Source organism: Streptomyces sp. UNOC14_S4, from assembly GCF_020740835.1.
Taxonomy (GTDB): Bacteria; Actinomycetota; Actinomycetes; order Streptomycetales; family Streptomycetaceae; genus Streptomyces.
On the sequence record NZ_JAINFC010000202.1, the window covers coordinates 1 to 12339 of the forward strand.

Below are 12339 nucleotides of genomic sequence, written 5' to 3' on the forward strand. Positions count from 1 at the left end.
CTCCCAGGACCGCTCTGATCGCCCATTCGATGCCGTCGTCGCCTTCGGCGCGTGGCGGGGTGGGGGCTGCGTGGGCCATGGCAGTGCCGGGGCAGACGGGCATGGTGGGGTGATCTCCTTCGGGCACGGTGGGGTGTGTGCGGCATCGCGCGCTGATGCCTGAGCTGCAACCGGGCCCTTCGAGGTGTGAGTCGTAGCGCAGCGGGCATCACCACGCCAGATTCGAACACACCGTCAATCGAAGGGAGTTGAGCTCTCGGTTCCGGCTCCCAGTATCTGCCCGGCGTCCTATGCTCGGGGCCGCCAGGGCGCGACAGCGCGGGATCGTCCAGTGGGAGATACAGCCATGTCCACCTCGAAGCCACTTGACCCCTCAAGGGGGTACGCAGCCCAGTTCGGGATCGTGCTTCGTGAGCTTCGCATAGCGCGAGGCTGGACGCAGGCCGAGCTCGGCGTGGAGATTCGCTTGTCCGACAGTGCGATCTCGAAGTTCGAGACGGGTGAGAGGGTGCCGCCCGAGGACATCGTGGATCTGTTGGACAAGGTTCTGGGAGCGAATGGCCGTCTGATTGAGGAATGGGACAGCATCAGCGAGAGTGCGGACGCGCGGTGGGCACGTCGGCTGTTCGCCGTCGAGGCGAGCGCGGCGACGATTCACTACTTCGCCATGGACATCCCGCCCCACCTCCAGACCGAGAGCTATGCGAGGGCCCTACTGGTCCGAGGTATGGCCTTCTACGGCGGTGACCTGGAAGAAAAGGTCCAGATCCGTATGCGGCGCGTCAGTGCGCTGCACCGTGACCCCCCTCCGCAGTTTTCAGCGCTCATCTACGAGTCGGCTCTGGGGCAGGTGGCCGGCACCGCCGGGGTGATGAGGGATCAGCTCCTGTGTCTGGCGAAAATGTCCGAGGAGCCGCATGTGCACCTCCAGGTCATCCCGAACAACAGCTCCGGCCTCATGGCATTCGGAAACATGATGATCACCAAGCCCAGGGCGGGGAAACGGTCCACTCTCTACACGGCGACCTTCAACCGGGCCAGGTTCAGTACGAACCCAGAGGAGCTGGCGTGGCACGAAGCCCTCTACCGTCATGTACAGCTCGGAGCCCTGACAGAAGAGCAGTCGAGAGAGCTCATTGTGAACTCGGTCGAGGAGAAATATCCATGTGCACCAGCCGCGCCGAACTGACCACGGCGATATGGCGCAAGAGCGCCTACAGCGGGGCCAAGGACGGCTCATGTGTCGAAGTCGCCGACCGGCAGTACCCCGGCACCGTCCCCATACGCGACAGCAAGGCGGCCCCCCAAGGCCCAGCCATAACCCCGCCTACCACCTCGTGGTCGACGTTCGTGACCGCCGTCGCCGCCCCGGAGTGAGCGCGGTTACGGCCGTTCCTGCTGCTGGGTGACGTCCCCGGGGGCTTTCTGCTCGGTTCCGGGTGGCCATCGGTGGCCGGCGTCGTGCAGTTTGCTCAGTGCTGTGTGGTCGTTGGTCACCAGTACCTGTGCCAGCCGGGCTGCCGCGGCCACGACGGCAGGCCAGAGCGGCGAGTCGAGGTAGACGTCGTCGTCGGCATCGGCACCGACGGAGTCCTGTACTGCGCCGTAGGCAGCACCCAGATGTGCCATCAGCTCGGCCTCCTCGACAGTGCGAAGGCTCTGCCCCAGCCAGCGCGAGGGATTGTCCGCCTCGCAGAAGTCGTCGAACAGCACGTGCACCGTGTAGTCGAGGTTCTCGGGCCGATCCGGGTCGAGCCACACCTCGCGTTGCCAGGTCGGGCTGGCCAGTGCCACGACCGCGGGCACGACGTGGAGACGGTAATAGGGGAAGGCAATGCCGTAATCGATCACGGGCCGAGGGTACTCACCTGGGCGCGGCTCCTTTGGAGGGACGGCTGCGCTGGTGTCTTGCGTCTGTTCCAGAACGCGCAGCCCGGACCGGAGGGATCCGTCCGGGTCAGGATTTCAGGGTTGCCAGCCCGTAGCACCCGAAGCCGCTCGCGACCACCGCGAGGCAGGCCACCGCGAGACCCCAGCCCGCACCCGTGCGCCCGGATCCCGTGTCCCGAGCCCTGCGGACTTCCTGGACGGCACGCACCAGACTCGCCACAGCGAGGGGCGGCGCGAGAAGCCAGGTGAGGATGATGAACCAGGCGAAGATCGACACGAGCCCCAATATCCATGCCCTGGGCCCCGATCCCCTGGGCCGCGGAGCACGGGGAGCGTCCCCGTCCACCCCAGGGGCGTATGACTGCCCGTACGTCATCGAATCCATCCCCCCACACATCCGATCACTCAGGCACCATGCTCCCACCCGCTGCCGACCACCCTGACAGGGCCCCACTTGCGGCTCATGACCCGGCATTGCCGGAGGAGACTCCCGGAGTCAGCCGGCGAACGCACGCACGCACTCGCGGCGCGCGGCACGGACACAACGTCGGACGCGGCTCCGGTCAAGGCCGGACCCGCACGGTCGCGGGGATCGTGTGGATGACGTCGTCCCGGCTGTCCAGCCACACGTGCTGTCCGTCGCGGGTCACCGTGAGTCCCGCGCGGTCGCGTTCGGGGCGGCCGAGGGCCTCCCATTTCCGGTAGCCGGCTTCGACCTCGTCCCACAGCCGTCGCGGTCCGTACTGCTCGACGGTGAAGGTGTCGTGCCCGGGGACGTGGTCCACCGACGCCCAGGACTTCCGGTCATCGGCAAGCACCCACAACGTGGCCTCGTCGCTGCCGTCGTCGGCCTCGGCCAGCAGGGACCACGCGTCACGGAGTCCGAGCCCGATGAAGAACTTCGCTTCGTACTCGGCCTCCAGTTCCCTGGGCGAGAGTGTGGTCTTGCTGCGGTCGGCTTGGTCCTCGTGGTGAAGGAAGTCGCTCAGGTACCCGCGGGGAGGGCGGTTCGTGCGCGAACGCATGAAGGCCGGGTAGCCGCTGAACCTGCCTTCGGCGACGCCGTCGCGGGTGTCGAGGACGGCGAACGAGTACGAGTGGTAGCTGCCGCCCCACGGTGCGACGATGCGCCCGGCGGGGGTCTGTTCGATCCAGGCGTAGGGGATCTCGGGGACGGTGAAGGTCGCGAGCCATCGGTCGTAGGGTGCGCCGTCCGGGTATCCCTGCTCGGCGTCGCCGCACACGACGTGCGGGCTGTAGCCGGCCGCATCCAGGTTCTTGGTGGCTTGCTCGACGATCGCGGGGTCGATGTCGATGCCGAAGACGTTGCCGGAGCCGAGCCGGTGCGCCAGCCAGGCGAGGTTGTACCCCGTGCCGGCTCCGGCGTCCATGGCGCGGTGGCCCTCGTGTACGTCCAGCAGTCGGAGCATCTCCAGCATGAGCGAGGGCATGGAGGACGAGGACGTCGGCAGTCTGTACGCGTCGTCACCCAGGTCCTTGCCGTCGTTGACCTGGGTGACGAGCGGTAGGTCGCCGTAGACCACGGTCAGCCATCGCTCAGGGCGTTCGCCGCGCGTGAGAGGCCGGTCGTCGACCTCGATGGTCTCGGGGACGAACAGCTTGCGGTCGACCGAGGCCACGGCGTCCTTCCACTCCGGGAGAACCGCGCCCTTGTTGGTCAGGATCTCCAGGAGCCGTTCAGGTGAGCTCACGCCGCCTCACTTCTTCTTTTTCGGAGGGTTGGTCACCGGCTTCGTCCACTGGCCGTCCTTCTCCTTGTTGGACTGCTTCTTGTCGCCTTCCTCGCCGCCCTTGCCGTCACCGTGCGTCCCCATCGTGGGTGCTCCCTTCGGTCGGTGCGGTGCTGTGATGGGCCAGGAAGCTACAGAAGGAGCACGGCTGTCGCCAGCTCGTGTCGGGCGATGTGGACAGGTGGGGAGACCAGGCCACGGGCTGCTGCATGCAAGTTCGCGCAAGTTCTGTGCGCTCTGACTGCGCGAGGTGCAAAGCTTGCCCTCTGGAGATCGTTTCCGAGCGAGGAGGGCACGATGGCTCTGCGCATGCTTGGCAAGGACCCGGAGAGCAGGAACGGGGATTCGCCGACGGTCTATCTGGACGAGGAGACGGACACCTACCTGGTCCAGGGCTGGAAAGTGGAGGAGCCGGGGCGTCTGGGGCAGCTGGACCTCCCCGCGCACGAGACGGTGGTGGAGATCCCCCGGCGGATGATCCAGTTCTTCCTGGAAATGCAGGGTGGGCCGCGTGCCGACGTATGAGGAACTGCTGGCCTCCACCCGGTACTCGGCCGTTCACCTGGAGATGCGCGACGGCTACATGCCCTCCGACCCCGCTTTCGCCGCGTGGAAGGACGGCAGGCTCCCGGACCCCGTAGGCGATGATGCCGACTTCCAGCAGTGGCTGGGATGGGTGAAGAACGCAACGAGTCGCGGGGTGGAGTTCCGGAGGGCCCGGGTGGTCTCGGTGCCGGAGTCGGACTACATCCGCTTCGAGCACTTCTCCTCACAGGCGAACGTGGAGGCCGGGGAGAACATCCGCTGGCTGCCGCGCCGCCGGGCCACCGACATCGCACTGCCGGGCAATGACTTCTGGGTCTTCGACAACGAGCTCGTCCTGGTTCTGCACTTCACCGGGGACGGGGAGCTGGCGGACAGGGAACTCACGCGTGACGAGCGGGTGCTGCGCCTGTGCACGGACGCGTTCGAGGCGGTGTGGGAGCGCGCGGTCCCGCACGAGGAATACCGGCTCTCCTGAGCGCCGGGTGCTCACCGGCAGCAGGCACTGCGCACTATGGAATCGTCGCCCTCCTCCGCCGTCCGCGAAGCCCGTGCTGCCCTGGGCGGCCGACTGCGGGAGATCCGGAAGGCGGGTGGCTTCAGGACGGCACGGGCCTTCGCGGCCCGTGCCGGCTGGAGCGAGTCGAAAGCATCCCGTATCGAGAACGGCATCACCCGGCCTTCCGAGGACGACCTGCGGCAGTACGCCGAGCTGAGCAAGGTTCCCGAGGTCTACGCGGATCTCGTGGCCACGGTGCACAACATCGAAGAGATGTATGTCGAATGGCGTCGTCTCCACCGCGACGGGCTGCGCTCGGTGCAGGAGGCGCGCATCCCGCTGTACGAGCGCACCCGCCACTTCCGTGTCTACGAGTCAGGCGTGATTCCCGGCCTGCTGCAGACCCCGGCCTACGCCCGGTCGGTCATGAGCCGCACATCGGCTTCTGGGGCATCCCCGACGACGCCGAGGAGGCGGCCGCCGTACGCGTCGGCCGACAGCGGATACTGCGGGACGCCAACCGGCGGTTCGGCTTCCTCCTGGAGGAGACCGCGCTGCGTTCCCGGTTCGGGGACACGGAGGCCATGGCCGACCAGCTGGGCCACCTGCTGACCGTCTCCGTGCTCCAGCAGGTCAGCCTCGGCATCATCCCCACGACGGCCGACCGCGTCATGTGGCCCCTGGAAGCCTTCTGGATCTACGACAACGAACGGGTGGTCATCGAGCTCGCCACCGCGGAAATCACCGTGAGGCAGCCCAGCGAGGTCGCCACCTACACCCGCGTGTTCGCCGAGATGGCACAGATCGCCGTCTACGGCAAAGAGGCGCGGGCACTGATCACAGAGGCGATCGACGCCTTGGAGTAGACCTCCGCAAGCACGTGCAAATTTCTTGAGCCGAAACAGGACGGCTTGCGGATGGCCTCGCGCTGCGAACAACGTCTGCGACCCGTCAGGGAATGCGCACCCCATCGCGCTAATGTGCGCCCGTGAGTCATTACGTCGTCATAGGATTCGGGCCCGCCGGGGCCGCCACCGCCCGGCTGCTGGCAGAGCAGGGGCACTCCGTACGAGTCGTCACCAAGACGGGCCGGAGCCCCGAGCCCGGGATCGAGCACCTCGCGCTGGACGCGACGGACAGCAAGCGACTGGCCGAAGCCCTACAGGGCGCAACCGCCGTCTTCAATTGCGCCGCGCCGCCCTACCACCGCTGGGCGAGCGACTGGCCACCGCTCGCCTCCTCGATCTGTGAGGCGGTCGAGGCGACCGGCGCCGTACTCGTCATGCTCGGGAACCTCTACGGGTACGGGCCGGTGGACGGGCGGCGGCCCATGGCCGAGGGGCTGCCGCTCGCGGCGACCGGGGTCAAGGGGAAGGCGCGCGCCGCCGTGTGGGAGCAGGCGCGGCGCCTGCACGAGCAAGGGCGGATCAGGGCCGTCGAGGTGCGGGCCTCGGACTTCTTCGGGCCCGGGGTGACCGACGGCGGGCACCTCGCCGCGCGCGTCGTGCCGCAGCTGCTGCGCGGCAAGCACGGCAAGCGCGGCAAGCCGGTGTCCACGCTCGGCGACCCGGACGCCCCGCACAGCTGGAGCTACCTCCCCGACATCGCGCGGGCCCTGGTCGAGGTCGCCGGTGAGGAACGCGCCTGGGGCCGGGCCTGGCACGTGCCGACGGCGCCCGCGCTGTCCGTACGGGAGATGGTCGGACGGCTCGCCGCTCAGGCGGGGACAGGGCCCGTCGCGGTACGCCGCCTCCCGCCCGTCGCGCTCGGCGTCGCGTCGCTCTTCTCCCCGATGATCCGCGAACTCAAGGAGATCCGGTACCAGTTCGACCGCCCGTTCGTCGTCGACTCCAGCGCCTACGAAGCCGAGTTCGCCGTGCGGGCCACCCCCGTCGACGAGCAGGTGGAGGCGACGGTGGCGTGGTGGCGCCAGCGGCTCGCCGCCACCACCACGGGATGACACCGCCGCCCACCCGTGAGCTTCAGCGCCGCGCCCGCCGCGCCGCCGCCACCTCCTCGTGGCGCCGCCGCTCCTCCGCGCTCTCCGGCCGCAGTTCCGGAACCGCCCGCGGGGTGCCGTCCGCGCCGATGGCCACGAACGTCAGCCGCGCCGTGGCCACCTTCGCCGTCGGCCCCGAGGCGTTCCAGCGTTCGGCGGTGACCTCGACGCCCACGGACATGGAGGTGCGGCCCGCCCATTCCACGCGCGCCTGGACGGAGAGCAGGTCACCGGCGCGGACCGGGGCGAGGAAGGACATGCCGTCCACGGAGACGGTGACGGCGGGGCAGCCCGCGTGGCGGCCCGCCGCGGCCGCCGCCGCGTCGTCGACGAGACGCATCACGGCGCCGCCGTGCACGCTGCCGTACAGATTCGTGTCGTGCTCACTCATGATGTGGGCGAGCGTGACGGACGAGTCGGCCGGGGCCTTGTGGGCCGTCGGCTCGACGATGGTGGTCGGTGTTTCCATGACGTACGGGACTCCTCAGCCTCAGCCTCGGCCTCGGTCCGCCTGCGGCGGCAGTTCCGCGCGCACCCGGCGTGCCGCGGTGACCAGGTTCTCCAGGGCGCGGCCGGCCTCCTCCGGGCGGCGGGTCTTGAGGCCGCAGTCCGGGTTGGCCCACAGGCGGTCCGCGGGGACCGCGCGCAGCGCGTGCCGCAGCAGGTCGGCCATCTCCCCGGCGGAGGGGACGCGCGGCGAGTGGATGTCGTACACGCCGGGCCCCGCCTCGCGCGGATAGCCCGCGGCGGCGAGTTCGTCGGCGACGGCCATCCGGGAGCGGGCCGCCTCCAGGCTGATCACGTCCGCGTCGAGGGCCTCGATGGCGGGCAGGATCTCGCCGAACTCGGCGTAGCACATGTGCGTATGGATCTGGGTGTCCGCGCGCACCCCGCCCGTGGCCAGGCGGAACGCCTCGGTCGCCCACGTCAGATACGCGTCGCGGCCGGACGCCCGCAGCGGCAGCAGCTCGCGCAGCGCGGGTTCGTCGACCTGGACCACGGCGGTGCCCGCCGCCTCCAGGTCCGCGACCTCGTCGCGCAGGGCGAGCGCCACCTGGCGGGCGGTCTCGGCGAGCGGCTGGTCGTCGCGGACGAAGGACCAGGCGAGCATGGTGACGGGGCCGGTGAGCATGCCCTTGACCGGGCGGCGGGTCAGCGACTGGGCGAACACCGTCCACTCGACGGTCATCGGGGCGCGCCGCGAGACGTCCCCGGCGAGGATCGGCGGGCGGACGTACCGGGTGCCGTACGACTGCACCCAGCCGTGCCGGGTGGCGAGGTAGCCGTCGAGCCGCTCGGCGAAGTACGCGACCATGTCGTCGCGTTCGGGCTCGCCGTGCACGAGCACGTCGAGGCCGGTCTTCTCCTGGAAGGCGATCACCTCGCGGATCTCCTCGGCGATCCGCTCCCGGTAGCCGTCGGCCGTGACGCGCCCGGCCCGCAGGTCGGCCCGCGCGCGGCGCAGCTCCGGGGTCTGCGGGAAGGAGCCGATGGTGGTCGTCGGCAGCGGCGGCAGCGCGAGCCGGGAGCGCTGGGCGGCGGCCCGTTGCGCGTACGGCTGCGGACGCCGGGCGTCCGCCTCGGTCACGGCGGCGCAGCGCTCCCGTACGGCCGTGTCGCGGGTGAGCGCCGAACCCGCACGGGCTGCGCGCGCGGCGCGGTTGGCGGCGAGCTGCGGGGCGACGGCGTCGCGCCCCTCGCTCAACGCCCTCGCCAGGACCGCGACTTCCTCCGCCTTCTGCCGGGCGAACGCCAGCCAGCGCGCGACCTGCGGGTCGAGGTCCCGTTCGGCGGTGACGTCGAGCGGCACGTGCAGCAGGGAGCAGGACGGGGCGACGTCGAGCCGGTCGACGAGGCCGAGCAGGGTGGCGAGGGTGGACAGAGCCCGTTCCAGGTCGGCCGCCCAGATGTTGCGGCCGTCGACGACGCCCGCGACGAGCCGCTTGCCGGGCAGCCCGCCGAGCGCGGCCAGCGCGTCGAGGTTGGCGGCGGCGGGCCCGGTGAAGTCCAGCGCGAGGCCCTCGACGGGCGACTTCGCCAGTACGGGCAGGGCGTCGCCGAGCCGGTCGAAGTACGAGGCGACCAGCAGCTTCGGCCGGTCGGTACGGGCGCCGAGCTCGCGGTAGGCGCGGGCGGCGGCGTTCAGCACGGACGCGGGCTGGTCCGCTACGAGCGCCGGTTCGTCGAGCTGTACCCACTCCGCGCCCGCCGCCCGCAGGTCGGCGAGCAGCAGCGCGTACACCGGCAGCAGCCGGTCCAGGAGCGTCAGGGGGACGAAGTCCGCACCGGCCCCGGGCGCGGGCTTGGCCAGCAGCAGGAAGCTGACCGGGCCCAGCAGGACGGGCCGGGCGTCGAGCCCCGCCGCGCGCGCCTCGCGGAACTCGGTGTCCTGCTTGCGCGAGTCCGCGGCGAAGACCGTGTCCGGGCCCAGCTCGGGCACGAGGTAGTGGTAGTTGGTGTCGAACCACTTCGTCATCTCCAGCGGCGGCACGTCGGCGGTGCCGCGGGCCATCGCGAAGTAGACGTCGAGGTCGGTTCCGGCGGCGGCCCGGTGCCGTTCGGGGATCGCGCCCACGGCCCAGGCCGTGTCGAGAACGTGGTCGTAGAGCGAGAAGTCGCCCGTGGGCACCTCGGTGATGCCCGCCCGGCGCATCTCCTCGCGGGCGGCGGCGCGGAGCGCGGCGGCGGTCTCCCGCAGGGCGGCGGCGTCCAGGCGCCCCGACCAGTAGCCCTCGACGGCCTTCTTCAGCTCGCGGTGCGGGCCTTGCCGCGGGTAGCCGTGCAGGGTGGGGCGTACGCGTGCGATACGTGTCGGCGTCTGTGCGGACGTGTGCGACTGCGACTGCGTCACGGAACTCTCCTCCGGAGTTCGTGCGGGACCGTACCCCGTGCGGGTGTACGGGCAGTGGCAGGTCTTCGGACTCGCGGGCGTCTCCCGGTCCTTCGGACAAGGGCCGGGCACCTACTGGCGGTCGCTTCCCGGACGGACGTCGCGTCGTCCAGTGCGTATGACCGCGGTCGTTCCCACTCACCGCTGCGGGGCAGTTCCGGATTCGCACCGGATTCCCTCTTGCGACGCGCCCGCCTGGCAGACGGGGCGAACCAGCTGCACCGGCCAGCATAGCCATCGGAGTTGGCCGCCGGGCGTACTCTGTGATCATGGCCATTCGCACTGCCGTACGGCGCGTGGTGTCCCTCGTCCCCTCGCTCACCGAGGCCGTGGCCGTCACGGCCCCCGGGCTGCTGGTCGGCGCCACCGACTGGTGCGACCACCCGGCCGGGCTGGACGTCGTCCGGATCGGCGGGACCAAGAACCCGGACGTGGCCCGGATCACGGCCCTCGCGCCCGACCTCGTCCTCGCCAACGAGGAGGAGAACCGCGCGCCGGACCTCGACGCGCTGCGCGCCGCGGGCCTGCGCGTGCTGGTGACCGAAGTGCGCACGCTGGACCAGGCGTTCCGCGAACTGGAGCGGGTGCTGGTGGCAGGCTGCGGCCTGGACCGGCCGGGCTGGCTGACGGAGGCGGAGGAGGCGTGGCGGGACGTACGGGCCGTCGTCCCGGCGGTACGGGCGGTACGGGCGGTGGTGCCGGTGTGGCGGCGGCCGTGGATGGTCCTGGGCCGCGACACCTTCGCGGGCGACATCCTCGCCCGCCTCGGGGTGGCGCACGCGTACGCGGGGCACGCGGAGCGCTATCCGCGCGTCCCCCTCGACGAGCTGACGTCCTGCGGCGCCGAGTTGGTCGTCCTGCCGGACGAGCCGTACCGCTTCGGCGCGCACGACGGCCCGGAGGCGTTCCCCGGGCTGCCGTGCGCGCTCGTCAGCGGCCGTCACCTCACGTGGTACGGGCCGTCGCTGTCGGAAGCACCGCGGGTGCTGGCCGGGGCGCTGCGAGCAGCTTTCCGCTGACCAGGCCGCGCAGTGTGCCGACCGCGGCGAGCAGCCAGGCCAGGACGAGCAGGGCGTACAGCGCGTAGGCCAGGCCGTCGAAGGCGTGCAGGCCGGTGTGGCGCGCGAGGCCCGCGGCGCCGGTGACGCAGGTGCCGAGGGGGAAGGTGAAGGCCCACCAGGTCATCGCGAAGCCCAGGCCGCGGCGGAACGCCCGTACCGCCATAGCCGCGGCCAGCGCGAGCCACAGCAGCGCGAAGCCCATCACGGGGACGCCGTACAGCACGCCGAAGGCGGTCATCGCCTGCGCGTACGGGGCGGCGGCGGTGTCGTGCGCGGCGTCGGCGACGTTGTTCACGGCCGTGGTCGACTGCCCGAGCGGGCCGAGGACGAGGAAGAGGGCCGGGGTCAGCACGAGCGGCAGCGGGCCGTGGTGGACGAGCCGCGAGAGCACCATCGGCAGGATGACGAGCGTGGCCAGCAGGCTCATGCCGAACAGCGCGTAGCAGCCGAGCAGCATCGCCTCCTGCCACTGGCCGGACGGCAGGTGCGCCACCAGGGCGGGGCCGAGCGCGGCGGAGACCATCGGCGCGACGATCGGCAGCAGCCAGACGGGCGAGGCACCGTCCGGGGCTATCCGGTGCCGGGTCACCATCAGGTACGGGATGCCCGCGGCGGCGACGAGCCCGATGACCGTGCCCACCGGCCACAGGACGGCGTCGACGGCGATCGCCGTGCTCTTGCCGATGACGCCCTGGCCCACGGAGAGCGTGACGCTGCCGACGGCCAGCAGGGCCATGGCGAGACAGCCGTAGAACGGCGCGACCGCCGGGTCGGCCAGGTGCTTCCTGGCCTGGTCGGGGTGGCGCAGCCAGTGCGCGGCGCGCGCGGCCAGCAGGGTGAGCAGCGCGAGCGCGGCCAGCGCCCACACGACCTCGTACGCGCCCCGCAGCCCCGGCGCCCGCAGCGGGAGAGCCGCACCGGCGCCCGCGACGATGACGGTGCCCATGACGGCGGCGTACCAGTTCGGTCCGAGGTGCCGGACACCCGGCCGGGGCCGGGGCTGGTGAGTGGCGGGAGGGGCGGCTGTGAGGGGCCGGTCGAGCGTGGTCATGCCTCCACGGTCGCCCGTGCCGCCGCGCGCGAGTAGGGACCACCGCCCTATGAGGGCATAAGCTGGATTTATGAGCGACCCCGGGAACCCTGTCGATCCTGTCGGCGCCACGGGTCCGCTGGCGCACCGGGTGCCCGACCTCGCGGCGCTGGAGCTGCTGCTGGCCGTGGCGCGGCTGGGCAGCCTGGGCCGGGCGGCGAAGGAGATGGGGATCACCCAGCCCGCGGCCAGCAGCCGCGTCCGCAGCATGGAACGCCTCCTCGGCGTCGCGCTCGTCGAGCGGTCGCCCCGCGGCTCCCGGCTCACGGACGCCGGGGCGCTCGTCACGGACTGGGCGCGGCGGATCGTCGAGGCGGCCGAGTCCTTCGACGCGGGCGCGCAGGCGCTGCGCGGCCGCCGCGACTCGCGGCTGCGGGTCGCGGCGAGCATGACCATCGCGGAGTACCTGCTGCCGGGCTGGCTGATCGCGCTGCGCGGGCTGCTGCCGGACACGGCCGTCTCGCTGCTCGCGGGGAACTCGGCCGCGGTCGCGGAGCGGGTACGCGCGGGCGAGGCCGACCTCGGCTTCGTCGAGGGCCTCGACATGCCCGCCGGTCTCGACGGCGCGGTCGTCGGCCACGACCGGCTGGCCGTCGTGGTCGCCCCGGGCCACGCG

13 protein-coding genes, 1 pseudogene and 1 riboswitch are annotated in these 12339 nt (G+C 71.4%); of the genes and pseudogenes, 8 read left to right on the top strand and 6 right to left on the bottom strand.

The features are described 5' to 3' along the window. The first annotated feature begins 346 nt into the window (after positions 1–346). Both K6I34_RS19130 and K6I34_RS19135 read left to right on the top strand, forming a co-directional pair. Positions 347–1189, top strand: coding sequence for a helix-turn-helix transcriptional regulator (locus tag K6I34_RS19130; RefSeq protein ID WP_229327503.1), 843 nt, complete (start codon positions 347–349; stop codon positions 1187–1189). Next, entirely contained in the window at positions 1165–1377 is a 213-nt protein-coding gene (locus K6I34_RS19135) for a DUF397 domain-containing protein (protein ID WP_229327504.1), read from the top strand. The genes K6I34_RS19130 and K6I34_RS19135 overlap by 25 nt, the downstream gene beginning before the upstream one ends. Positions 1378–1383: 6 nt before the next feature. Here K6I34_RS19135 and K6I34_RS19140 read toward each other — a convergent pair whose 3' ends face one another. From K6I34_RS19140 to K6I34_RS19150, 3 genes are all read right to left on the bottom strand, one after another. Then, a complete protein-coding gene (locus tag K6I34_RS19140) occupies positions 1384–1851 on the bottom strand; it encodes a hypothetical protein (protein ID WP_229327505.1) in 468 nt (155 codons plus the stop codon). 106 nt (positions 1852–1957) lie between these two features. Further along, on the bottom strand, positions 1958–2167 hold the full coding sequence (locus tag K6I34_RS19145; RefSeq protein ID WP_229327506.1) for a hypothetical protein: 210 nt from the start codon (positions 2165–2167) through the stop codon (positions 1958–1960). A gap of 286 nt (positions 2168–2453) precedes the next feature. Beyond that, positions 2454–3602 carry a methyltransferase domain-containing protein gene (locus K6I34_RS19150; protein WP_229327507.1) on the bottom strand — a complete coding sequence of 383 codons (1149 nt, stop codon included), beginning with the start codon at positions 3600–3602 and terminating at the stop codon, positions 2454–2456. A gap of 336 nt (positions 3603–3938) precedes the next feature. On the opposite strand from K6I34_RS19150, the gene K6I34_RS19155 reads away from it, so the two are divergent. The 4 genes and pseudogenes from K6I34_RS19155 (at position 3939) to K6I34_RS19170 (ending at position 6643) form a co-directional block, all read left to right on the top strand. Next, the gene (locus K6I34_RS19155; RefSeq protein ID WP_229327508.1) at positions 3939–4166 is read left to right on the top strand and encodes a hypothetical protein; all 228 of its coding nucleotides are present in this window, start codon (positions 3939–3941) and stop codon (positions 4164–4166) included. Then, positions 4144–4662 carry a DUF6879 family protein gene (locus K6I34_RS19160; protein WP_229327509.1) on the top strand — a complete coding sequence of 173 codons (519 nt, stop codon included), beginning with the start codon at positions 4144–4146 and terminating at the stop codon, positions 4660–4662. The genes K6I34_RS19155 and K6I34_RS19160 overlap by 23 nt, the downstream gene beginning before the upstream one ends. 36 nt (positions 4663–4698) lie before the next feature. Beyond that, positions 4699–5549 (top strand): annotated as a pseudogene (locus tag K6I34_RS19165) (DUF5753 domain-containing protein). Positions 5550–5671: 122 nt separating this feature from the next. Continuing rightward, positions 5672–6643: an NAD-dependent epimerase/dehydratase family protein gene (locus tag K6I34_RS19170; RefSeq protein WP_229327510.1), complete on the top strand. Its 972-nt coding sequence runs from the start codon at positions 5672–5674 to the stop codon at positions 6641–6643. Between the two features lie 22 nt (positions 6644–6665). Here the strand turns inward: K6I34_RS19170 and K6I34_RS19175 are convergent, their stop codons facing one another. Then, the gene (locus K6I34_RS19175) at positions 6666–7151 is read right to left on the bottom strand and encodes an acyl-CoA thioesterase (RefSeq protein WP_374230964.1); all 486 of its coding nucleotides are present in this window, start codon (positions 7149–7151) and stop codon (positions 6666–6668) included. A gap of 21 nt (positions 7152–7172) precedes the next feature. Beyond that, a complete protein-coding gene (gene metE / locus K6I34_RS19180; RefSeq protein WP_374230965.1) occupies positions 7173–9488 on the bottom strand; it encodes a 5-methyltetrahydropteroyltriglutamate--homocysteine S-methyltransferase in 2316 nt (771 codons plus the stop codon). A gap of 83 nt (positions 9489–9571) precedes the next feature. Then, a riboswitch (cobalamin riboswitch) is annotated at positions 9572–9804 on the bottom strand. Positions 9805–9841: 37 nt separating this feature from the next. Between metE and K6I34_RS19185 the strand changes: the two genes are divergently transcribed. After that, a complete protein-coding gene (locus K6I34_RS19185; RefSeq protein ID WP_229327512.1) occupies positions 9842–10591 on the top strand; it encodes a helical backbone metal receptor in 750 nt (249 codons plus the stop codon). Here K6I34_RS19185 and K6I34_RS19190 read toward each other — a convergent pair. Continuing rightward, positions 10518–11684, bottom strand: coding sequence for a TDT family transporter (locus tag K6I34_RS19190; RefSeq protein ID WP_229327514.1), 1167 nt, complete (start codon positions 11682–11684; stop codon positions 10518–10520). The two genes, K6I34_RS19185 and K6I34_RS19190, sit on opposite strands and share 74 nt — an antisense overlap. A gap of 70 nt (positions 11685–11754) precedes the next feature. Here K6I34_RS19190 and K6I34_RS19195 point away from each other — a divergent pair. Continuing rightward, the coding region (locus K6I34_RS19195) for a LysR family transcriptional regulator (RefSeq protein ID WP_229327516.1) at positions 11755–12339 on the top strand (585 nt) is incomplete at its 3' end.

Coding starts and splice junctions, on each gene's coding strand:
- K6I34_RS19130 (WP_229327503.1), top strand. CDS start 347: ATGTCCACCTCGAAGCCACTTGACCCCTCAAGGGGGTACGCAGCCCAG.
- K6I34_RS19135 (WP_229327504.1), top strand. CDS start 1,165: ATGTGCACCAGCCGCGCCGAACTGACCACGGCGATATGGCGCAAGAGC.
- K6I34_RS19190 (WP_229327514.1), bottom strand. CDS start 11,684: ATGACCACGCTCGACCGGCCCCTCACAGCCGCCCCTCCCGCCACTCAC.
- K6I34_RS19175 (WP_374230964.1), bottom strand. CDS start 7,151: ATGGAAACACCGACCACCATCGTCGAGCCGACGGCCCACAAGGCCCCG.
- K6I34_RS19155 (WP_229327508.1), top strand. CDS start 3,939: ATGGCTCTGCGCATGCTTGGCAAGGACCCGGAGAGCAGGAACGGGGAT.
- K6I34_RS19185 (WP_229327512.1), top strand. CDS start 9,842: ATGGCCATTCGCACTGCCGTACGGCGCGTGGTGTCCCTCGTCCCCTCG.